The organism is Rhizobium leguminosarum (assembly GCF_001679785.1).
Lineage (GTDB): Bacteria > Pseudomonadota > Alphaproteobacteria > Rhizobiales > Rhizobiaceae > Rhizobium > Rhizobium leguminosarum_R.
In genome coordinates, this window is record NZ_CP016286.1 from 4,329,141 (window position 1) to 4,350,514 (window position 21,374).

Annotated in this window: 22 protein-coding genes and 3 pseudogenes; 15 read left to right on the top strand and 10 right to left on the bottom strand. The window is 61.8% G+C overall.

The genetic code is table 11. The features are described 5' to 3' along the window. Nucleotides 1-7: 7 nt before the first annotated feature. From BA011_RS46555 to BA011_RS21020, 3 genes and pseudogenes are all read left to right on the top strand, one after another. Nucleotides 8-88, top strand: a pseudogene (locus tag BA011_RS46555) (maltose acetyltransferase domain-containing protein); the annotation flags it as partial. Between the two features lie 294 nt (nucleotides 89-382). Then, nucleotides 383-526: pseudogene (locus tag BA011_RS46560) on the top strand (DapH/DapD/GlmU-related protein); the annotation flags it as partial. Between the two features lie 93 nt (nucleotides 527-619). Beyond that, nucleotides 620-1,072: a GFA family protein gene (locus BA011_RS21020; RefSeq protein WP_065281859.1), complete on the top strand. Its 453-nt coding sequence runs from the start codon at nucleotides 620-622 to the stop codon at nucleotides 1,070-1,072. 1 nt (nucleotide 1,073) lies between these two features. Here the strand turns inward: BA011_RS21020 and BA011_RS21025 are convergent, their stop codons facing one another. The 3 genes from BA011_RS21025 to tenA all read right to left on the bottom strand — a co-directional run bounded on the left by BA011_RS21025 (nucleotide 1,074) and on the right by tenA (nucleotide 4,124). After that, nucleotides 1,074-1,313 (bottom strand): type II toxin-antitoxin system CcdA family antitoxin, encoded by a 240-nt coding sequence (locus BA011_RS21025; protein ID WP_237352499.1) that lies wholly within the window; start codon nucleotides 1,311-1,313, stop codon nucleotides 1,074-1,076. A gap of 203 nt (nucleotides 1,314-1,516) precedes the next feature. Then, on the bottom strand, nucleotides 1,517-3,349 hold the full coding sequence (gene lepA, locus BA011_RS21030; RefSeq protein WP_065281860.1) for a translation elongation factor 4: 1,833 nt from the start codon (nucleotides 3,347-3,349) through the stop codon (nucleotides 1,517-1,519). Between the two features lie 76 nt (nucleotides 3,350-3,425). Further along, nucleotides 3,426-4,124 carry a thiaminase II gene (gene tenA, locus BA011_RS21035; RefSeq protein WP_026265542.1) on the bottom strand — a complete coding sequence of 233 codons (699 nt, stop codon included), beginning with the start codon at nucleotides 4,122-4,124 and terminating at the stop codon, nucleotides 3,426-3,428. 138 nt (nucleotides 4,125-4,262) lie between these two features. Between tenA and BA011_RS21040 the strand changes: the two genes are divergently transcribed. Both BA011_RS21040 and BA011_RS21045 read left to right on the top strand, forming a co-directional pair. Continuing rightward, nucleotides 4,263-4,829 (top strand): helix-turn-helix domain-containing protein, encoded by a 567-nt coding sequence (locus tag BA011_RS21040; protein WP_065281861.1) that lies wholly within the window; start codon nucleotides 4,263-4,265, stop codon nucleotides 4,827-4,829. Nucleotides 4,830-4,853: 24 nt separating this feature from the next. Then, nucleotides 4,854-5,372 (top strand): GNAT family N-acetyltransferase, encoded by a 519-nt coding sequence (locus BA011_RS21045; RefSeq protein ID WP_065281862.1) that lies wholly within the window; start codon nucleotides 4,854-4,856, stop codon nucleotides 5,370-5,372. A gap of 15 nt (nucleotides 5,373-5,387) precedes the next feature. Here the strand turns inward: BA011_RS21045 and BA011_RS21050 are convergent, their stop codons facing one another. Continuing rightward, nucleotides 5,388-5,999, bottom strand: coding sequence for an HAD family hydrolase (locus tag BA011_RS21050; RefSeq protein WP_065281863.1), 612 nt, complete (start codon nucleotides 5,997-5,999; stop codon nucleotides 5,388-5,390). 134 nt (nucleotides 6,000-6,133) lie between these two features. Between BA011_RS21050 and BA011_RS21055 the strand changes: the two genes are divergently transcribed. The 3 genes and pseudogenes from BA011_RS21055 to BA011_RS21065 all read left to right on the top strand — a co-directional run bounded on the left by BA011_RS21055 (nucleotide 6,134) and on the right by BA011_RS21065 (nucleotide 8,948). After that, entirely contained in the window at nucleotides 6,134-7,159 is a 1,026-nt protein-coding gene (locus BA011_RS21055) for a histone deacetylase family protein (protein WP_065281864.1), read from the top strand. A gap of 9 nt (nucleotides 7,160-7,168) precedes the next feature. After that, complete coding sequence (gene recX / locus BA011_RS21060) at nucleotides 7,169-7,720, top strand: recombination regulator RecX (protein WP_065281865.1); 552 nt, start codon at nucleotides 7,169-7,171, stop codon at nucleotides 7,718-7,720. Nucleotides 7,721-8,036: 316 nt separating this feature from the next. Beyond that, nucleotides 8,037-8,948 (top strand): annotated as a pseudogene (locus tag BA011_RS21065) (EamA family transporter). Nucleotides 8,949-8,954: 6 nt separating this feature from the next. On the opposite strand, the gene BA011_RS21070 reads toward BA011_RS21065, so the two are convergent. After that, the gene (locus BA011_RS21070; protein WP_020052469.1) at nucleotides 8,955-9,422 is read right to left on the bottom strand and encodes a group III truncated hemoglobin; all 468 of its coding nucleotides are present in this window, start codon (nucleotides 9,420-9,422) and stop codon (nucleotides 8,955-8,957) included. Nucleotides 9,423-9,593: 171 nt separating this feature from the next. Between BA011_RS21070 and mbfA the strand changes: the two genes are divergently transcribed. Then, the gene (gene mbfA / locus BA011_RS21075) at nucleotides 9,594-10,577 is read left to right on the top strand and encodes an iron exporter MbfA (protein ID WP_027669215.1); all 984 of its coding nucleotides are present in this window, start codon (nucleotides 9,594-9,596) and stop codon (nucleotides 10,575-10,577) included. A 447-nt stretch (nucleotides 10,578-11,024) separates the two neighbouring features. On the opposite strand, the gene BA011_RS21080 is transcribed toward mbfA, so the two are convergent. Continuing rightward, nucleotides 11,025-11,624: a transglutaminase-like cysteine peptidase gene (locus BA011_RS21080; RefSeq protein WP_065281866.1), complete on the bottom strand. Its 600-nt coding sequence runs from the start codon at nucleotides 11,622-11,624 to the stop codon at nucleotides 11,025-11,027. Nucleotides 11,625-11,789: 165 nt separating this feature from the next. Then, complete coding sequence (locus BA011_RS21085) at nucleotides 11,790-12,629, bottom strand: alpha/beta hydrolase (protein ID WP_065281867.1); 840 nt, start codon at nucleotides 12,627-12,629, stop codon at nucleotides 11,790-11,792. Nucleotides 12,630-12,806: 177 nt separating this feature from the next. On the opposite strand from BA011_RS21085, the gene infC reads away from it, so the two are divergent. From infC to pheT, 5 genes are all read left to right on the top strand, one after another. Next, nucleotides 12,807-13,343, top strand: coding sequence for a translation initiation factor IF-3 (infC, locus tag BA011_RS21090; RefSeq protein WP_072640862.1), 537 nt, complete (start codon nucleotides 12,807-12,809; stop codon nucleotides 13,341-13,343). Between the two features lie 311 nt (nucleotides 13,344-13,654). Next, nucleotides 13,655-13,858, top strand: coding sequence for a 50S ribosomal protein L35 (gene rpmI / locus BA011_RS21095; protein ID WP_003544621.1), 204 nt, complete (start codon nucleotides 13,655-13,657; stop codon nucleotides 13,856-13,858). Between the two features lie 38 nt (nucleotides 13,859-13,896). Continuing rightward, the gene (gene rplT, locus BA011_RS21100) at nucleotides 13,897-14,301 is read left to right on the top strand and encodes a 50S ribosomal protein L20 (protein ID WP_017962859.1); all 405 of its coding nucleotides are present in this window, start codon (nucleotides 13,897-13,899) and stop codon (nucleotides 14,299-14,301) included. Nucleotides 14,302-14,548: 247 nt separating this feature from the next. Continuing rightward, nucleotides 14,549-15,631, top strand: a complete 1,083-nt coding sequence (gene pheS / locus BA011_RS21105) for a phenylalanine--tRNA ligase subunit alpha (RefSeq protein WP_065281868.1) — start codon at nucleotides 14,549-14,551, stop codon at nucleotides 15,629-15,631. Between the two features lie 16 nt (nucleotides 15,632-15,647). Beyond that, nucleotides 15,648-18,080 carry a phenylalanine--tRNA ligase subunit beta gene (gene pheT / locus BA011_RS21110; protein ID WP_065281869.1) on the top strand — a complete coding sequence of 811 codons (2,433 nt, stop codon included), beginning with the start codon at nucleotides 15,648-15,650 and terminating at the stop codon, nucleotides 18,078-18,080. Between the two features lie 54 nt (nucleotides 18,081-18,134). On the opposite strand, the gene BA011_RS21115 is transcribed toward pheT, so the two are convergent. Together BA011_RS21115 and BA011_RS21120 are read right to left on the bottom strand one after the other, a co-directional pair. Then, on the bottom strand, nucleotides 18,135-18,494 hold the full coding sequence (locus tag BA011_RS21115; RefSeq protein ID WP_017962862.1) for a nuclear transport factor 2 family protein: 360 nt from the start codon (nucleotides 18,492-18,494) through the stop codon (nucleotides 18,135-18,137). Nucleotides 18,495-18,586: 92 nt separating this feature from the next. After that, entirely contained in the window at nucleotides 18,587-19,582 is a 996-nt protein-coding gene (locus BA011_RS21120; RefSeq protein ID WP_065282615.1) for an aldo/keto reductase, read from the bottom strand. Between the two features lie 234 nt (nucleotides 19,583-19,816). Here BA011_RS21120 and BA011_RS21125 point away from each other — a divergent pair, with 234 nt between their 5' ends. Beyond that, nucleotides 19,817-20,725: a LysR family transcriptional regulator gene (locus BA011_RS21125; RefSeq protein ID WP_065281870.1), complete on the top strand. Its 909-nt coding sequence runs from the start codon at nucleotides 19,817-19,819 to the stop codon at nucleotides 20,723-20,725. A 45-nt stretch (nucleotides 20,726-20,770) separates the two neighbouring features. Here the strand turns inward: BA011_RS21125 and BA011_RS21130 are convergent, their stop codons facing one another. Beyond that, entirely contained in the window at nucleotides 20,771-21,268 is a 498-nt protein-coding gene (locus BA011_RS21130; protein WP_065281871.1) for a ferritin-like domain-containing protein, read from the bottom strand. Between the last annotated feature and the right edge of the window lie 106 nt (nucleotides 21,269-21,374).

The window sequence follows — 21,374 nt, forward strand, 5'->3', positions numbered from 1 at the left end:
CGACAAGATGGCGGCAGGCGAATGGTATTGCTGCCTCGATGACGAGCTCGATCTCTTGCGCCGGCAGGCGCGCTTAGCCGTCCACGCGCATAACACGCTGCCGCCGGATGAGCGTGGCGCCGTCGCGCCGACCCTGCAAGCGCTCTTTGCGTGGGCCGCGCCCGATATCTTCATCGAGGCGCCGTTTCACTGCTCTTACGGCATCAATATCACTCTCGGCGAACGCGTCTATTTCAATGCCGGCTGCACCATCTTGGATTCCGGCCGGGTGAGCATCGGCGACCGCAGCATGTTCGGCCCCGGCGTGCAGATCTATTGCGCCGAGCATCACAAGGATCCGGCACTGCGCAGCACAGGTATCGAGATCGCCAGGCCGGTCACCATTGGCAGCGATGTCTGGATCGGCGGCAGCGCCATCATCCTCGGCGGCATCACCATCGGCGACGGTGCAATTGTCGGCGCCGGTGCGGTGGTGACCAGGGATGTGCCGGCCGGCGCAACCGTAGTCGGCAATCCAGCCCGCATCCGCTAACGCCGGCAAGACCGCCATTCCGCGATGATCTGCCATCTCGACAGCAGCGATCATTCCGCTAGATGAGAGGACAAACGGGAGGGAAGCATGAGCGAACTGAATTTACCCATGGAAGGCGGCTGCCGTTGCGGCCGGGTGCGGTTGAAGATCAGCGCCCCGCCGCTGCTCACCATGGCCTGTCATTGCACCGGGTGCCAGAAAATGACCGCGAGCGCCTATTCGCTGAGTGCGGCCATCCCCAGCGAAGGCTTCGAGGTCACACAAGGCGAGCCTGTCATCGGCGGCCTGCATGGCGTCACGAAGCATTATTTCTGCCCGCATTGCATGAGTTGGATGTTCACCCGCCCGGAAGGCATGGACTGGTTCGTCAATCTGCGCGCGACCATGCTCGACGACCCCAGCTGGTTCACGCCTTTCATCGAGACGTGGACGAGCGAGAAGCTGTCATTCGCCGAGACTGGCGCGGTGTACAGCTATGAGGCGCTGCCTGCGATGGACGCGTATGAGGGGCTGGTGAAGGAGTATATGGGCAGGGGGTAAGTCAAAACTGCCTGTATTTCGCAAATGGCAAGCCATGCTTCGCGACATACTCATTTTGCTCCGCGATCGCCTCGGCGTTTTCAATTCGCCAAAGTCTCTCGCGTTCTTCGCGAGGCAACGTCTCATCATCGCTTGTTTTTTGATCGAAGGTCGGAGCTTTGTAGTCCTTTTCGATCTTGGAATCAGTGTTTGCACCCATCACCGATCCCGGTTTGCCCGTCGTTCGGCTTTCATCGTTCATCGCAGAATCCCCCTCGGAAATAACTGTTGACGGAGCCTAACCACTTCTCTTTCGTCATGCTCGGGCCTGTCCCGAGCATCTGCAGCCGTTTGATATGTAGCAGATCCTCGGCACAAGGCCGAGGATGACGGCGAACAAAGAGCGAGGCTTGTCAACATCTAAGGAGACCTACGTCTCCTCGTCAAACGAAGCTCTGCGAAAGCCTATTCGTCGCCCATCTTCAGCGCTGCGATGAAGGCTTCCTGGGGAATCTCTACCTTGCCGAACTGGCGCATGCGCTTCTTGCCGGCCTTCTGCTTGTCGAGCAGCTTGCGCTTGCGGGTGGCATCGCCGCCGTAGCATTTCGCGGTCACGTCCTTGCGCAGCGCCGAGATCGTCTCGCGGGCAATGACGTTGCCGCCGATCGCCGCCTGGATCGGGATCTTGAACATGTGCTTCGGGATCAGCTCCTTGAGCTTCTCGCACATGTCGCGGCCGCGCTTTTCGGCAGCCGTCCGGTGCACCATCATCGACAGCGCGTCAACAGGCTCGCCGTTGACGAGGATCGACATCTTCACGAGGTTGCCCTCGCGGTGGTCGGTCAGCGTGTAGTCGAAGGAGGCATAACCCTTCGAGATCGACTTCAGCCGGTCGTAGAAATCGAACACGACTTCGTTGAGCGGCAGGTCGTAGGTCAGCATCGCGCGTGTGCCGACATAGGTGAGTTCGATCTGGATGCCGCGCCGGTCCTGGCAGAGCTTCAGGATGCTGCCGAGATAATCATCGGGCGTCAGGATCGTCGCGCGGATCCACGGCTCGTGGATTTCCGAGATCTTGACGACGTCGGGCATATCGGCCGGATTGTGCAGCTCGCGCTCCGTGCCGTCGGTCATGTACATCTTGTAGACGACGGAGGGTGCGGTGGCGATGAGGTCGAGGTCGAACTCGCGCTCCAGCCGTTCCTGGATGATTTCGAGATGCAGCAGGCCGAGGAAGCCGCAGCGGAAACCGAAGCCGAGGGCCGCCGACGATTCCATTTCGAAGGAGAAGGAGGCGTCGTTGAGGCGAAGCTTGCCCATGGCGGCGCGCAGATCCTCGAAATCGGCGGCATCGACCGGGAAGAGGCCGCAGAACACCACCGGCTGCGCCGGCTTAAAGCCCGGCAGCGCCTGGGCTGTCGGCCGCTTGTCCTCGGTGATCGTGTCGCCGACGCGGGTATCGGCCACTTCCTTGATCGAGGCCGTGATGAAGCCGATCTCGCCGGGGCCGAGGCGGTCGATATTGACCATCTTCGGCGTCAGCACGCCGACGCGCTCCACCTGGTATTTCGCATCGGTGCCCATCATCCGCACCGTCTGGCCCTTGGTCAGCACGCCGTCGATGACGCGGACCAGAACCATGACGCCGAGATAGGCGTCGTACCAGCTGTCGACCAGCAGCGCCTTCAGCGGCGCCTTTTCGCCGCCGGGGCTCTTCGGCGCCGGCAGCCGGTGGACGATCGCTTCCAGCACGTCGGGAATGCCGAGGCCGGTTTTTGCCGAAATCAGCACCGCCTCCGAAGCGTCGATGCCGATCACTTCCTCGATCTGTTCCTTGATGCGGTCGGGTTCGGCCGCCGGCAGGTCGATCTTGTTGAGGACGGTGACGATCTCGTGATTGTTGTCGATCGCCTGATAGACGTTGGCGAGCGTCTGCGCTTCGACGCCCTGGCTGGCATCGACGACGAGCAGAGAGCCCTCGCACGCCGACAGCGACCGTGAGACTTCATAGGCGAAGTCGACATGGCCGGGCGTGTCGATCAGATTGAGAATGTATTTCTCGCCGTTGTTCGCCTGGTAATGCAGGCGCACGGTCTGGGCCTTGATGGTGATGCCGCGCTCGCGCTCGATATCCATATTGTCGAGCACCTGCTCGGACATTTCGCGCTCGGCAAGGCCGCCCGTCGTCTGGATCAGGCGGTCGGCCAGCGTCGATTTGCCGTGGTCGATATGGGCCACGATCGAAAAGTTGCGGATATGGGACAGCGGAGTGGTGGAATTGGTGCTCATGCGCGCCATATAGCAGCGCCGCCCCCTGCCGCAAAGCGGTAATTATCCCGCCGTTTACGCTATTTCGTCCTGTATCGGGCGCGTATCAGACCGGCCACGTCTCCAGCCGCCAGGCCGAATCCCAGAACATCCATTCATATTGCGAGGCGCGCACGAAGACATCGGTCATTTGCGCCCGTTCAACCGGCGACGCGGCGCGGGCGGCGATGTCGGTCAGCGCGATCACCTCGCGGGCTCCGGCGGCAAATTGCGGATCGCCATAGGTGTTGATCCAGGCCTGGAAGGCATTGCCCTCGATAACAGGCCGGTTCTTGATCGCTTCGCCGACATGCCAGTAGATCCAGAAGCAGGGAAGGATGGAGGACAGCGCCACCGCGTAGGAGCTGTGATAGGCGGTAGCGAGCAGGAAGTTCGTATAGGCAAAGCCGGCAGGCGAGGGCTCGGCGGATGTAACATCGGCGGAGGTGATGCCGAACTGGGTGAGGAAGCCGGCATGCAGGCCCTGCTCGACGGTGATCGCCTTCTGCGCCGAGCCGAGGAAGCGCAGGACCTGCGCATTGTCCGGCGCCTTGGCCGCGACGATCGCAAGGCATCGCGCATAATGCTTGAGGTAAAGCGCATCCTGCAGAATGTAATGCCGGAAAATCTCAGGCGGCAGTGTGCCGTCCGAAAGCCGCTGCAGCAGCGGCAACGCCTCGATTTCGGCCATGATCGGCGCGATCCTGTCCCAGGCGGCAGCCGTGAAGCTTCCTGTCAGTTCCGTGCTCTGTGTACTGGCGTCCATCACTCTCTCCTCGGATTACGCCGCCATATATGGACGGCGCAGCGGCGAAAGCAAGGCGCGTTTGGCCGCTTTTTGTAACCACTTGATTCCATCATCAGATACTGTATTTCTCTTATAGTAGAATAATGGAACTGGGAAATGGAACCGGAACTCGAACAGGCGATCGGCATCCGCATCCGCACGCTGCGGCAGGAAAAGTCTCTGACGCTCGATGATCTGGCTGCGGCCTCCGGCGTCAGCCGGGCGATGATCTCGCGCATCGAGCGGGCGGAGGCGAGCCCGACCGCCTCGCTGCTGGCAAGGATCTGCGCCGCGCTCGGCCTGTCGCTATCGGCCTTCTTTGCGGAAGAGGGGCAGGCCTCGCCGCTCGCCCGTCGGCAGGAACAGCAGGTCTGGCGCGATCCGGAGACCGGTTATCTCAGACGCTCTGTTTCACCCCCCGGCACCGCTTCCGATGTCGATATCGTCGAGGTCGAATTCCCCCCTGGCGCCCGCGTCAGCTTCCCCCCGCATGCCAGCGCCCATGGCATGACGCAGCATATCTGGCTGTTCGACGGCGAGCTGGAGATGACGGCGGCTGAGATCGTCTACCGGCTGCGCCCGGGCGATTGCCTCTTCATGCCGGTCGGCGAGGGTCACGTCTTCCACAATCCCGGCAACGCGCCGGCGCGTTACTGCGTCGTGCTCGATCGCGGCGGCCGATAGAACCATTCATTTCAGGAGAACAGCATGCCCGCTATTCGTACCCTTTCCGCCGAGGGGGCCCGCGCCGCCATTCCGGCTCTATCGGAAGTGCTTGTCGATTGTGTCGCGGGCGGCGCCTCCGTCGGCTTCATGCAGCCCTATGGACCTGAAGATGCCGAGCCCTATTGGCGCGATGTCGCCGATGCCGTCGCCACCGGCGGCAACTTGCTGCTGGTCGCTGAACTCGACGGCAGGATCATCGGCACGGTGCAGGTGAGTGCCGCGCAGATGCCGAACCAGCCGCATCGCGGCGACCTGAAGAAGCTGCTGGTACACCGCTCGGCCCGCGGCAAGGGGCTTGCCCGGCTGCTGATGGAGGCTGCCGAGCGTGAGGCGGCAAGCCACGGCAAGACCCTGCTCGTGCTCGACACGGCAACCGGCAGCGATGCCGAGGCGATCTATCCGCGCCTGGGCTGGCAGCGCGTCGGTGTCATCCCCGATTATGCGCTGTGGCCTGAAGGCGGTTTCTGCGCCACCACCCTGTTCTACAAGCGGCTTACCTGATTGCGCCGGCGCCACTCATGCCGGCCTGGCAAAGACCGGAAGCGCGCCGCCAAGCGTCGTGCCCGCCGTCCATTGCGCGGCATTCCAGCCGAATTGCCGCGCCGCTTCGATATTCACCGCCATATCGTCGATGAAGGCGATCTCGCCGGGCAGCACGCCGGCCCGCTCGGTCGCCAGCTGGAAGAAATCGGGCGAAGGTTTGCTGTGCCCAAGTGCTGCGGAATAGATGATGTCATCGAAATGCGCTTTAAGGCCGATCTGCTCCATAAGGTAGCGTGCCCGCCTATGTTCCTGGTTGGTCGCCAGCAAGAGAGTGATGCCGCTTTGCCTGAGAGCGGCGAGTTCTTCCAGCAGATTGAGATCGAGGCGGGAATCGTTCTCGAACCAGTAATCGATCAGTGCTTCGGCGCTGAGATGGGGCGCGATCTTTGCGAGAACGCCGGCGAGCCGCGGCTCCAGCGGCTCGCGGCCGATGATGATATCGCCCCAGTGCGTCTGGAAGAATTCCTGCTGCAGCAGGTCGACACGCAGCCCGAGATCGCGCTCCAGATAGGTGAAGAGAGGCAGGCCATCGGTCGGACGACCATGAACGAGCACGCCGTCGACATCGACCATCAGCACTTTCATGCGGAAAATTTCCTCGTTCTCAAAACACCGGCGAAGGTGGCGTCATTATTCCAGGCGATCAAGGTCGCTGCGCCACTTTTTTGTCGCGGCCGAGCCGTGTAAATCTCGATTGTCAATCAAGGACAGGATCTGAAATGCGCGTCATCTATTCCGAGGATCACAAGCTGCGCGATGCGAGGACCGAGCTGCACGCCGGCCAACTGGTGACGCCCTTCGAGGCGCCGTTTCGCGCCGAATGGATCCTCGCGGCGGTCAAGGAGGCGGGCTTTGCCGACGTGGTGGCGCCTGATGCGCACGGGTTGGAAACGGCTCGAAAAGTGCATGATCCCGCCTATCTGGATTTTCTCGCCACCGTCTGGGACCGCTGGGTAGCGGCCGGTTTCACCGGCGAGGCGATCGCCAATTCCTTCGCCGTTCGCCGCACCAGCCAGCGCGTGCCCGACAATATCGTCGGTGCGATCGGCCACTATGCCAATGCCGCCGACACCTCGATCACCAAGGGTTCCTACGAGGCGGCGATCGCTTCCATGCGCTGTGCCGTCAGCGGCGCCGACTGGCTGACGCAGGGCAATCGCTTCGCCTTCGCGCTCTGCCGCCCGCCCGGCCACCATGCCGGCATCGATCTCTTCGGCGGCTATTGCTTCATCAACAATTCGGGCGTCGCCGCACAGCGGCTGCTCGACCATGGTGCCAGGAAAGTCGCGGTGCTGGATGTCGACTTCCACCATGGCAACGGCACGCAGGATCTCTTCTATCGCCGCGGCGACGTCTTCACCGCCTCGCTGCACGGCGATCCCATGCACGCCTTTCCCTATTTCCTCGGCCATGCCGACGAGGAAGGCGAGGGGGAGGGTGCCGGCGCCAACCGCAACTATCCGATGCCGCCAGATACGCCTTGGGATATTTGGTCTTCGGCCCTTGCCGATGCACTGGCTCGCATCAAGACCTTCGGCGCCGAGGCGATCGTCGTGGCGCTCGGCGTCGACACTTTCGAGCGCGATCCGATCTCCTTCTTCAGCCTCACCTCCGACGATTTCACCCGCATGGGCGCGATGATATCAGCCGCCGGCCTGCCGGTGCTCACCTGCATGGAGGGCGGCTACGGAGTGCGGGAGATCGGCCTCAACGTTGCCAATGTCCTCAAGGGTCTGGAAGCCTGATCACCACCGATGACCGACGAGACCGTTCCATCCGATATCCCGACATCACGCATGCTGAGCTGGGCGCGCAATTCCGCTATCTATCGCCTCGAGCGGCGGATGATGACGGAAAAGCAGCTCTTTGACGCCATCAGCCGCAAGGCGAAGGAGAAATTCGAGGATATCAGCGCGGCGCAACTCAAGGCCATCGCCGATTTCGCGGTCAAATTTGCCTATGATAACAAGGTACTCGACGATAGCGCCTATGCGGAGATCAGCACGCGCTCTGCCGTGCGCGGCGGTAAATCGAAGCGCGCGATCGCCCAGAAGCTTGCTGCCAAGGGCGTCTCCAGCGACAAGGTCGAGGCAGCACTTGAAGAGGCTGACGATCTCTATGCTGCAGCGATTTTTGCCCGTAAGCGCGCCTTCGGCCCTTTCCGCCGGGTCGAACTTGACGAAAAGCGAAAGGCGAAAGAACTTTCGGCTTTTGCCCGCAACGGCTTCAGCTTCGACATCTGCAGGAAGGTCTTCGACATGAGCTTCGAAGACGCCGAAGAGGTGATCCTTGCTGGCCGTCGCTGATATTAGACAAGAGCTTTTGCTTGGCTGGTTGGCGCCGATAGCTGCCCCTCACCCTAACCCTCTCCCCGTTCCGACGGGGAGAGGGGACGTGCCCTGCGAGAGGTGAGCGGGGAACGGAGAGGTCGCAACATGGTCCCTTCGCCCCGCCTGCGGGGAGAAGGTGCCGGCAGGCGGATGAGGGGCTGCCATCGGCGATATCCCGCACCGCCGGCCGTTCCTTGGCGCCCCAGCATCAGCGCTCTTGATCCCGGCATGAAAAGTTTGAATTTGGTTCTCCCCCGTCTTCGGCTTAGAACCGCGCAGGATCGGGGGCCACATGGACATCAAGAATATCGAGACGGGTACGGACGGCGCGGCCTTGATCGCGCAGCCGGGCGTATCGCCGACTTCGGGCGGCTTGGCGGCCGGTGTCGCCATGTGCCTGATGTCGATGTCGTCGATCCAGTTCGGCGCGGCACTATCTTCGTCAGCCATTGCGACTTATGGCGTTGCCGGCGCCACTTGGCTGCGGCTTGCTTTCGCGGCGATCATCCTTGCCGCTATCGTCAGGCCTTCGGTGCTGCGTTATAGCGGCGCCCAATGACGGGCGACATTGCTGCTCGGCACGACGACGGCTGCCATGACGCTGTGTTTCTTCGCGGCGATCCAGCGGCTGCCCCTCGGACTGGCGATCGCCATCGATTTCCTCGGGCCGCTCTCGGTCGCCGTCTTCGGTTATGGCCTGACCTGGCGGCTCACCTGGCCGTTGATCGCTGCGGCCGGCATTCTCTTCCTCGCCCATGACGGCGAAGGCTGGGTCGGCAATCTCCCTGGCGTCCTCTTCGCTCTCGGCTCGGCTGTGGGATGGGCGGTGTATATCCTGCTGACCAAGAAGGTCGGCGCTGCCTTCAAGGGGCTGGAAGGCCTGTCGATGTCGCTGATCGTCGCTGGCCTCGTCGCAACGCCCTTCGGTCTTGCCGAGACAGGTGGCGCCTTCACGGTGAAGGGACTGGTCGAGGTTCTCGGCCTTGCCATCCTCGTGCCGCTCTTGCCCTACGCGCTGGAGATGGTGGCGCTGCGGCGCATGCCGTCGGCATCCTTCGGCATCCTGATGAGCCTCGAACCGGCACTCGGCGCTCTCGCCGGTTTTCTGATCCTCGCCCAGCCGATGACCGCGTTGCAGATGCTCGGTACGGCACTTGTGGTGGCGGCCAGCGCCGGCGCCACCGCCTCGGCGGAAAAGGCCTGAGATTTCTCAGGCGAGTTTCCGCGCGGGATCGTCGAGTGCCGGATTGTAGAAGAGCGACAGTGTCAGGCTTTTGGCGATCCGCTCCGCCGTTGCCATGAACCACGCCTTGGCTTCCGGCGTTGGGGCGATATCGTCGAGCGTCGCGGCAAACAGCGACAGCCACTTCGGAAAGAGATCGGGCGTCAGGTTCTGGACACCCGTATGCGCCTGCACCGGCTTGCCGCCATAGGCGCCGCTGCGGAAGGCGACGGCCGACCAGAAGCTCTTCATTTTCGCCATATGCTCCGGCCATCGCCCGGATAGCCTGGCGTCGAACACCGGGCCGAGATCGGGATGCGTCAGCACCCGCCCGTAAAAGGTCTCGACCAGCCTGTCGATGAAGGCCGCGTCGACGCCCATCTCCCGCATCTCGGCCTCCGCCCTTTCGCGGATCGCCGCGACATGGGCAGGGCGGCCCTGAATCTCATTGTCCATTCCAAAACCCCGGCGCCGCGTGATGCGGCGCCCTCCCATATAGGTGTTTATCGCAGCGTGCCAAATTCCTCCGTGCCGCTCGCGGCAATCTGTCAGTTGGCTTGCACGCGCACTTGACCGCTATCACCACGTTCTTTAGATTTAGAATAATTCTAAATTTTGGAGAAAAGCATGCTGGCGCGATTTTTCAGATCCTCGAAACGATCTTTCGAATCGCTGTCCGAGCAGGAGATTCTCGCCCTGGCGATTGCTTCCGAGGAAGACGATGCCCGCATCTATCTCGCCTATGCCGACAGGCTGCGCCGCGAATTTCCGGCCTCGGCCAAGGTCTTCGAAGACATGGCCGAGGTCGAGGATACGCATCGCAAATCGCTGATCGAGATCCATCGCCAGCGTTTCGGCGAGCGCATCCCGCTGATCCGGCGCGAGCATGTGCAGGGCTTCTACGAGCGCAAGCCCGACTGGCTCAGGGCAAACCTTTCATTGGATGCGATGCGGGAAGAAACCGAGGCGATGGAGGAGCAGGCCTATCGTTTCTATGTCGAGGCGGCAAAACGAACCTCGGACGCCTCGACGCGTGAGCTTCTCGGCGATCTCGCCCTCGCCGAACAGGGGCATGAGGATATCGCCCGCATGCTGGGCGACAAACATACGCCCGAAGACGTCAAGCACGACGAGGACGCGACGGTGCATCGGCAATTCGTGCTGACCTATGTGCAGCCGGGTCTTGCCGGGCTGATGGACGGCTCGGTCTCGACGCTGGCGCCGATCTTCGCCGCCGCCTTCGCCACCCAGGATACCTGGCAGACCTTCCTCGTCGGTCTTTCGGCTTCCGTCGGCGCCGGCATTTCGATGGGCTTCACCGAGGCTGCCCATGACGATGGCAAGATCTCCGGCAGAGGCTCGCCGGTCAAACGCGGCCTTGCCTGCGGCATCATGACGGCGCTCGGCGGCCTCGGCCACGCACTGCCTTATCTGATCCCGCACTTCTGGACGGCAACGATCACCGCTGCCGTCGTTGTCTTCTTCGAGCTCTGGGCCATCGCCTTCATCCAGAACCGCTACATGGAAACCCCCTTCCTGCGCGCCGCCTTCCAGGTGGTGCTGGGCGGCGGCCTGGTGCTCGGCGCCGGTATCCTGATTGGGAATGGGTGAGGAGCGGTCGGGCGCAGCCCGAGCAATCGATCCAGTGAATCGATTGCAGCAACGAACGCCCTGAGCCAAAGCGAAGGGCCGGGAGACGGGTGCGTCATCCTCGGCATCAAAGCGCTCCTTGTCTTCGCTTGCGCTCAGTGCACTCGCGGCTTCGCCGCTCACCCCCTCATCTGCCTGCCGGCATCTTCTCCCCGCTGGGGAGAAGCGGAGTCGTGGCGGCGCCTCGCTCCCCTTGCGGCATTGGTTCGAGAATGACACCCGTGCTGATTGCTCCCCCTTCTCCCCAGCGGGGAGAAGATGCCCGTTAGGGCAGATGAGGGGGGTGAGGAGCATAAGCGACGAACGCCTTGAGCGTAAGCGAAAGGCAGCCCTCCCTGTATAAAGAACCACCCACAAAACAAAAAGGCCGGCAAACCGCCGGCCTTTCCACATTCTCTATGCAACCCTTTAGCGCAGCGCGCCGACCAGGACGTCGCGGCCGTTTTCGATGGTGACCCAGCGGCCGGCATTGTAGCTCGACTGGCGCTTGACGAAGGAATAGGGGGTCCCAAACCACGGCTTGACGTCGGCGGCGAGGTTGTCGAGCACGAAATCGCCCTCGGCGGTGCGCAGCGTCAGCACGGCATGGCCTTCACCGTCCGGCTTGCGCACGACGGTCATCAGCAGATCGGCAGCCGGAAAGCCGCGCTGGATCAGCATGCGGCGCTTCAATAGCGCGAAATCCTCGCAGTCGCCGGCGGTGGTCGGATAGGCCCAGACCTCATCCTTGCCGTAGATTTCCTTGTCGGTCATCGGCGTGATCGTGCGATTGATCGTGGCGTTGACCGAACGCACGAGCGACCACTTCCCCGGGGTCATGGCAACGGGGCCGGCGTTGCGGTTTGCGCCGCATTCAATGCGGTGAATCTGACAGAAATCATAGTGCCCGATCGGCTGTGAGGTGGCATTGCCTGTCACCATGGAAGCATTTCTGCTGGGGGCTGGTATGGCGGCCGTCGCCATCGCAAACATGGCCATCATGGCCACAAAGATACCCTTGATCCGCACGCCCGCTCTTTCCTTGCATCGCCCTTATTTATTAACAAAGTGTTAATGGAGAGGGCCGGAAAGAGTCAATCGTTACTTCTTGGGAGGACCTTACGACCCGCCGATATGGTTAAAATGCAACGGGTTGGGGGACTTGCATCAGGCGACTTTGTCCGCCTCTGCCGTTCAAACGGGCATCTGCCTATTTGTTGATGAACGGATGATGCCTTTGACGGCACTCAGGAGAAGCGCGATATCGGCGGGGCGGGAAAGGCGGTGGTCGCCGTCGCGGACGAAGGTCAGCACCACGTCGTCGGCGGGAAGATGTTCGACCAGTTTCATCGCATGCGCATGCGGCACGTCGGTGTCTTTCATGCCCTGGAGAATGTGCACCGGGCAGCCGGTTTCGATGATACCGTCGAGCACCCGGTTCTTTCGGCCGTCCTCGATCAGCGCCCGCGTATAGATGTTCGGTTCCGGGCTGTATTGCGAACGCTCTTCGAAATAGCCACGCTCGGCCAGCGATTTGCGCTCTTTCGCCTTGAGGTTCGGCTCGATCAGCTCCGAGGTGAAATCGGGGGCCGGCGCGATCAGCACCATGCCTGCGAGTTTTGGGCCGTCAAGCGTCACGCCGCCCTGCCGCGCAAGCTCCTGCGCCAGCCTGAGCGCGATCCAGCCGCCCATCGACGAGCCGACGAGGATCACCCGATCGGGCGCGACATGACGGATGACGGCCAGCGCCTCCTCCAGCCAGCGCGAGATCGTGCCGTCGCCGAAGCTGCCGCCGGAAAGTCCGTGGCCGGAATAGTCGAGGCGGATGCAGGCGAGCCCAAGTTCTGCCGCCAGCCCATCGAGTTCCACCGCCTTGGTGCCGCTCATGTCGGAGCGGTAGCCGGACAGCCAGACGAGCGCCGGCGCGCCATTGCCGGCTTGCGCCGGGCGGACGAGCATGGCGATCTCACGCGCCGCCTCGCCCTCGCCGACCGTCAGGAACTGCGGCGCGGAATCGGGCATCTGATCGGACATCGGCGAAACTCCTGTTGTTTTGGCCTATAAAACAGATTCTTGGCAGGCTGACAGCGGGTGATTTTTCCGCTAAAGGATGATATTGACTCCGTTGCAGCGATGACGCGACACGTTTGTGCCCCTGATCGGGAGCGCGAGGCTGCAACGTTCCGAAAACAACGCGAGGAGAATACGACCATTCGCAGACCTTTTAAAACCGATGCGCCCGTGAAGGACGGACCGCGCTCGAACCGTGAAATCCGCATTCCCAAAGTTCAGCTGATCGGGGCTGATGGACAGAATGTCGGCATCGTGCCCACCGACCAGGCTTTGAAAATGGCGGAAGAAGCCGGCCTCGATCTCGTCGAAATTTCCCCCAATGTCGAACCGCCGGTGTGCAAGATCCTCGATCTGGGCAAGCTGAAATATGCCAACCAGAAGAAGGCTGCAGAGGCGCGCAAGAAGCAGAAGATCGTCGAAGTCAAAGAAATCAAGATGCGCCCGAACATCGACACCCATGATTATGAGGTGAAGATGAAGGCGATGGGTCGCTTCTTCGACGAAGGCGACAAGGTCAAGGTGACGCTGAAGTTCCGCGGTCGTGAAATGGCCCACCAGGAACTCGGCATGAAGCTTCTGCAGCAGGTGAAGGCCGATACGATCGAGTTCGCCAAGGTCGAAGCCGAACCCAAGCTCGAAGGCCGCCAGATGATGATGGTGCTGGCGCCGAAATAAGCGCCAGGCAGTTTTTCGCCCAAGGCCGTCCGCAAGGGCGGCTTTTGTGCTTTCTGCCACTGTATTTTGGGAGCAGCGAAGATTCCTCCGCCGCCCCGTTGCACTTTCATGACGCTGCGGTTATAAGCGCGCGTCCGAACTGACCGGCAGGGCATGCCGTGGCAGTTTCGAATGCTTGCGGAACGGTTCGTCGCCGATGCCGCAGATCAACAACAAACGCTCCCGCACCTTGTTGCGACGGCCGGAGAACCGGACTTCGCAAGAAGGGCTTTTTTGATGAAGCGCGCAGGGAGGACAGAAGGAGTAGCAAAATGCCCAAGATGAAGACGAAGTCCTCTGCCAAGAAGCGGTTCAAGATCACCGCAACCGGCAAGGTCAAGGCTGCCGCTGCCGGCAAGCGCCATGGCATGATCAAGCGTTCCAACAAGTTCATTCGCGATGCACGTGGCACCATGGTTCTCGCAGAACCGGATGGCCGCAAGGTTATCAAGAATTACCTGCCGAACGGTCTCTGAGACTCGTCCGCGAACGCTAGATTTAAGGAGATCATGATATGGCACGTGTAAAAAGAGGCGTCACCTCTCACGCCAAGCACAAGAAGGTTCTGAAGGCCGCAAAGGGCTTTTACGGCCGCCGCAAGAACACCATCCGTACCGCCAAGGCCGCTGTCGATCGTTCGAAGCAGTACGCCTACCGCGACCGCAAGGTCAACAAGCGCAACTTCCGTGCGCTTTGGATTCAGCGCATCAACGCCGCTGTGCGTGAATCCGGCCTGACCTACGGCCGCTTCATCGACGGCCTGAACAAGGCTGGCATCGAAGTCGACCGCAAGGTTCTCTCCGACATGGCGATCCACGAGCCGGAAGCATTCGGCGCGCTGGTCAGCGCTGCCAAGAAGGCTCTTGAATACCTCAAGGAAGCCGGCACGGCGAACGAGTTTGAAGGCGCGGTCCGTTGAGCCGCGCGCGTTCGTAAGAACGCGCAAAAGCTGGCTCAACTGCTTTAAGTGGCGCATGTACCTTTCGAGCGGGCGCGCCCGCACGGGACATGCGCTACCAGCGCTTCCCAAGCTTTTGAATTTATGATTTTGGGAAACCCGCGCTGGTTTGGGCTAGCGCGGGTTTTTCTTTCTTTATATTCCTGGCGCCAGCCGGCGCCGCCTGCCTCCCGATCGCCCGCCTGATACTGGACGGAAAGAAGTGACAATGTCAGATATCGACCAGCTCAACGCATCGCTGCTCGCCGAAATCGCTGCCGCCGATGACGAGACGGCGCTCGAAGCCGTGCGCGTTTCCGCCCTCGGCAAGAAGGGCTCCGTTTCCGAACTGTTGAAGACGCTCGGCGCCATGACGCCGGAAGAGCGCCAAAGCAAGGGTGCGGCAATCAACGTCCTGAAGAACGCGGTGGCCGAGGCGCTCACCGCCCGCAAGACGACGCTCCGGCAAGCGGCGATCGATGCGCGGCTGAAGGCCGAGACGGTCGATGTCAGCCTGCCGGTGCGCTCTTCGCCGGCCGAGCGCGGCCGTATCCATCCGATCAGCCAGATCGTCGACGAGATCACCGCGATCTTCGCCGACATGGGCTTCTCGATCGCCGAAGGTCCCGACATCGAGACCGATTATTACAATTTCACCGCGCTGAATTTCCCCGAAGGCCATCCGGCCCGCGAGATGCACGACACCTTCTTCTTCAACCCGGATGAGAATGGCGAGCGCAAGGTGCTGCGCACCCACACCTCGCCGGTGCAGGTGCGCACCATGGAGGCGCAGACACCGCCGATCCGTATCATCATTCCCGGCAAGACCTATCGCCAGGACTCGGACGCCACCCATTCGCCGATGTTCCATCAGGTCGAGGGCCTGGTTGTCGACAAGAAGGCCAATGTCGCCAACCTCCGCTGGGTGCTGGAAGAATTCTGCAAGACCTTCTTCGAGGTCGACAGCGTGACGATGCGTTTTCGCCCGTCCTTCTTCCCCTTCACCGAGCCCTCTTTCGAGGTCGATATCCAGTGCGACCGCTCCGGTCCGATCGTCAAGTTCGGCGAGGGTAGCGACTGGATGGAAATCCTTGGCTGCGGCATGGTCCACCCGAACGTGCTGCGTTACGGCGGGCTCGATCCGGACGAATATCAGGGCTTTGCCTGGGGCATGGGCCTCGATCGCATCGCTATGCTGAAATACGGCATGCCCGACCTGCGCGACTTCTTCAACGCCGATGTCCGCTGGATGACGCATTACGGCTTCCGCACGCTCGACATGCCGACGCTGTTCGGCGGCCTCAGCGCTTGAACGGAGAATTGGGACGATGAAATTCACGCTCTCCTCGCTGAAAGAGCATCTGGAAACGGATGCCGGCCTCGATGAAATCTGCACGCGCCTCACCGAGATCGGGCTGGAGGTCGAGGATGTTGACGACAAGGCGGCCTTCAAGCCCTTCGTCATCGCCAGGGTCGTCTCGGCCGAAAAACATCCGCAGGCCGATCGTCTGAAGGTGTTGATGGTCGATACCGGATCCGGCGCGCCGGTCCAGGTCGTCTGTGGCGCGCCGAATGCGCGCGCCGGTCTCGTCGGCGCCTTCGCAGCGCCCGGAACCTATGTTCCCGGTATCGATGTGACGCTCGCCGTCGGCAATATCCGCGGCGTCGAAAGCCATGGCATGATGTGCTCCGAAAAGGAGCTGCAGATCTCCGACAGTCACGACGGCATCATCGACCTGCCGGACGATGCGCCGGTCGGCCGGAGTTATGCCGCCTATGCTCATCTTGACGATCCCGTGATCGAGATCAACCTGACGCCCAATCGGCCGGACTGCACCTCGATCCACGGCATCGCCCGCGATCTCGCCGCCTCCGGCCTCGGCACGCTGAAGACGCGGCCCGCCCCGTCCTTCGCCGTCGAAGGCGAGACGCCGGTGAAGCTGACGCTCGATCTCGACGATCCGAAGCTCTGCCCGGGCTTTGCGTTGCGCCTCGTGCGCGGCGTGAAGAATGGTCCAAGCCCGCGCTGGATGCAGCAGCGGCTGCTCGCCATTGGCCTGCGCCCGATCAATGCGCTCGTCGATATCACCAATTACATGACCTTCGATCAGGGCCGGCCGATGCACGTCTTCGACGCCGCCAAGGTCAAGGGCAACCTTACTGTGCGCCGCGCCAAGGAAGGCGAAACGGTGCTGGCGCTCGACCAGCGCGAATACAAGCTGTCGCCGAACAACGTCGTCATCGCCGACGAGAATGGTATCGAATCGATCGGCGGCATTATGGGCGGCGAACATTCCGGCTGTGATGAAAACACCGTCGACGTGCTGATCGAATCCGCCCTCTGGGATCCGATGAATATCGCCAAATCAGGCCGCAGCCTCGGCATCATCACCGATGCCCGCTACCGCTTCGAACGCGGCGTCGATCCGGAATATATGGTCCCCGGCCTCGAGCGTACGACGGAACTGGTGCTGGAGCTTTGCGGCGGCAAGGCCGCCAAGGCCGAGATCGTCGGCTACAAGGGTTACGAACCGAAAATCGTCGAATTTCCGTTCTCCGAGGTCAAGCGCCTCACCGGTCTCGATATTCCTGTCGAAGAGATGAAGCAGATCCTGACCCGGCTAGGTTTCGTGGTCACCATGGGCAACGGTGAGGTTGGCTCCTGCTCCGTTGCCGTTCCCTCCTGGCGTCCCGATGTCGACGGCAAGGCCGATCTCGTCGAGGAGGTCATGCGCATTCACGGCGTCGACAATATCAAGCCGGCGCCGCTTGAAAGCCATGCGGCCGTCAACGCCAAGATCCTGACGACGCTACAGATCCGCACCCGCCTCGCCAAGCGCGCGCTCGCCGCGCGCGGCATGCTCGAAGCCGTCACCTGGTCCTTCATTCCCGAAGACCAGGCCAAGCTCTTCGGCGGCGGCTCGCCCGCCCTCAAGCTTGCCAACCCGATCGCCGCCGAAATGTCGGATATGCGCCCGTCGCTTCTGCCGGGCCTGCTGTCTGCTGCCCAGCGCAATGCCGACAAGGGTTATGGCGACGTCGCCCTCTTCGAGGTCTCCGGCACTTATGAGAACGACAGGCCGGACGGTCAGCGCCGCGTCGCCGGCGGCATTCGCCGCGGCACGGCCTCGCTTGCCGGCGCCGGTCGCGCCTGGTCGAACTCCGCCAAGGGCGGCGGCAAGCCGGTCGACGTCTTCGACGCCAAGGCCGATGCGCTCGCTGTCATCGAAGCCTGCGGCCTGCCGATGGGCAATATCCAGATCGAGCAGGGTGGACCGGAATGGTATCACCCCGGCCGCTCCGGCACGATCAAGATGGGGCCAAAGGTCGTGCTCGGCTATTTTGGCGAATTCCATCCGCTGTCGCTGGAATCGCTCGATGTTTCCGGCGCTCTCTGCGGCTTCGAAGTCTATGTCGACGCCATTCCGGAGGCCAAGCGCAAGGCGACGCGCACCAAGCCGGCGCTTGAGCTGTCGCCCTTCCAGCTGGTGCGGCGCGACTTCGCCTTCGTCGTCGACAAGACGGTGGAAGCCGGCGCCATCGTCAAGGCCGCCACCGGCGCCGACCGTAAGCTGGTCACCGGTGTAAATGTCTTCGATGTCTTCGAGGGCGCATCGGTCGGCGACGGCAAGAAATCGGTGGCGATCGAGGTGCAGATCCAGCCGGTCGAGCGCACGCTGACGGACGAGGATTTCGAGGCGCTGACGCAGAAGATCGTCGCCAGCGTCATGAAATTCACCGGCGGTGTCCTCAGAAGCTGAGCTTCATCCAACGTCGCCAGATAATGGACCGGTCGCGAATGGCGGCCGGTCTTTTCACCGATGCAGGTGGAAGAGTTTGCTGACGATCGTCCAGCGGCCGTCGATCTTCAGCAGCGAGAGATAATCGGTAAAGCGCATTCCGGCGAAATCGTCGGTGACCTTGACGCTCGCCGCCTCACCCTCGACATCGACACTCTGAATGTCCATGTAGGGCTGCGTGCCGGGCGGCGCCGGCTCCTCCTGCAGGATCGCGGCGATGAATTCGTCCCGCGTCAGCCATTCGACGGCATTTTCGTAATGGCCGATGATCGAGCTTTTCGGATGAAAGGCCTTTTTCAAGGCTGCCTCATTGGCGAAGGCCATGCCTTCGACATAGAGATGAACCGTCTGTTCGACTGCCTGCCTGTCCGACATATTGTCATCCCGTTCTCAGAGATGGCATTAGATAGTTTCGCCGGGCCCGAAGGCAAGCCCGGCCGGTTGTGGCCGACCGAGCTTTTCCAGGTTCAGATGTTCGTCATGGCAAGCGATGCGTCCGAATAGCGCTTGCCGGCCACTTGTCCGACGGGGATCGCTTGGCTGAGCTGCTCGAGTTCCGCCGGGCTCAGCACGATATCGGCAGCGGCCGCATTCTGTTCGAGATGGTGAAGCTTGCGCGCGCCGGGGATCGGCACGATGTCGTCGCCCTGGTTCAACACCCAGGCGAGCGCGAGCTGCGCCGCCGTCACGCCCTTCTCGGCGGCAAGCCGCTCGAGTGTCGCGACGAGGGCGGCATTGGCGTCGAAATTTTCCCCCTGGAACCGCGGCACCTGCCGGCGGAAATCGTCGGCAGCGAGATCCTCCACTTTGCGGATTGATCCGGTCAGGAAGCCGCGGCCGAGCGGGCTGTAGGGCACGAAGCCGATGCCGAGTTCGCGGCAGGTGGCAAGCACCTCCTCTTCCGGGTCGCGCGTCCAGAGCGAATATTCACTCTGCAGGGCTGCGATCGGATGGACCGCATGGGCGCGGCGAATGGTGGCGCTTCCCGCTTCCGAAAGCCCGAGCGCCCGGACTTTGCCTTGCTTCACCAGCTCCGCCATCGCGCCGATGGTCTCTTCGATCGGCACGTTGGGATCGACCCGGTGCTGGTAGAAGAGGTCGATGGTCTCGATGCCGAGGCGTTTCAGCGAGGCTTCGGCCACGACTCGCACATGCTCGGGGCGGCTGTCGACACCGGCGATGGCGGCAGCACCCGGCTTGCTGGCATCGATCTTGAAGCCGAATTTGGTGGCGATCACCACGCGGTCGCGGAACGGCTTCAGCGCTTTGCCGAGAAGAACCTCGTTGGTAAAGGGACCATAGACTTCGGCGGTGTCGAAGAAGGTGACGCCGAGATCGATGGCGCGATGCAGCGTCCTGATTGATTCCGCATCGTCGCTGGCGCCATAGGCAAAGCTCATGCCCATGCAGCCAAGGCCGACGGCAGAGACGGTCAGATCGTTTCCGAGTTTCCGGATTTTCATGATGTGCTCCTCTGAGCTGATTTTGAGCCGCCAGAGCATGATGCCGAAAAGTGTGAGCGGTTTTCGGACGACATCATGCTCTAACTATTTAATTCAGAACAGGATTCAGATTTTAGGCCGTCCGGCCTGAAATCATCCTGTTTTGGATGGTTGCGGTACGAGGAGACCATATCGCTGCGCTATCAATCAGAAAATACATGCAGTTTCTAACAGGTTGTTCTATCATTTCGATCAATGAACAGAACACAGCTCTCGCAACTCGCCGTTCTCGCCGCTGTCTCAGAGCATCGCAGCTTCCGGGCGGCGGCGAAGGAACTCCTCGTCGCGCCCTCGGCAATCAGCCATGCGATATCGAGCCTCGAGGAAAGTCTGGGGGTGCGGCTTCTGGCGCGCACCACCCGCAGCGTCGCGCCGACGGAAGAGGGCCGCCTGCTGCTCGAAAGACTTCGTCCCGCGCTCGAGGAGATCGATATTGCCTTGGAGGCGGTCCGCGACACGCGTGCCAAGCCGGCCGGAAACCTGCGCATCACCGCGCCGCGCTTCGCCTCCGATCTGCTGCTTGCTCCGCGGCTCGGCGACTTTCTCAACCTCTATCCCGATATCACCCTGGAAATCGCCAATGAGGATGGTTTCACCGATATCGTCAAGGAGGGTTTCGATGCCGGCATCCGGCTGGAAGAGAGCCTCGCGGCCGATATGATCGCCGTCAGGATCTCGCCCAATCTGACGACCGTGATCGCCGCTTCGCCCAATTATTTCGAGCACCATCCGAAGCCCGAGCATCCGCGCGATCTCGTCAATCACCGTTGCATCAAGCGGCGCTTCACCAATGGCTCGATCTATCGCTGGGAATTCGAAAAGGACCGGCAGGAACTTGTCGTTTCGGTCGATGGGCCGCTGATCGTCAGCGAAGACCGGCTGGCCTTGCTTGCGGCGCTGAACGGCGCCGGACTTGCCTATCTCTTCGACATGCGGGTCGATGACGAACTGGCGAGCGGCAAGCTTGTGCGGGTATTGGAGGATTGGTGCGCGCCCTATGCCGGACCGTTTCTCTATTATCCCACCCGGCGGCAGATGCGGCCGGCGCTACGCGCCTTCATCGATTTCTTCAGATACAGCGAACAGGATACGGGCGGCCGGTAATGAATGGAAACCGGGCCGCCCGTTCTCATTAGGGCGCCGTGTGCATCAGGCAGCCTTTGCCTTCTGGTTTGCCGCCGTGGTGGCGAGCTGAGAGAGGGTCTTGTCGGTGGCCGTTTCCTCCTGCAGCGTCTGGTCGAGCAGGCTGACGGCATCCTTGAGGCCGAGGGTCGCGGCCCAGGTCTTCAGCGTGCCGTAACGGGCGATTTCATAATGCTCGACGGCTTGGGCGGCCGAAATCAGGCCGGCATCGAGAGCCGCCGTGCCCTTGAATTCCTCCATGATTTCCTCGCCCTCGGCGATAATGCCCTGGATCGCCTCGCAGGTCTTGCCCTGCGCGCGTTTGCCCATCAGTTCGAAAACCTGCTGCAGGCGCTCGACATGTACTTCGGTCTGCTCGCGGTGCTTTTCAAAGCCCGCCTTCAAATCGGGGGATTGGGCAGCGCGCGCCATCTTCGGCAGGGCGCGCAAAATCTGCCGTTCGGCGAAGTAGATGTCCTTCAGCGTGTCGTAGAAGAGATCTTCCAACGTCTTTTCCTTGGCCATTTTCTCAATCCTTGTTCTGGGGAAAACCGCGAATGCGGCGACACATTAAGAAGCGAAGATCGCGCTAATTGTTCCCGATCGATTTCGGGTGGACTGGAAATCGGTG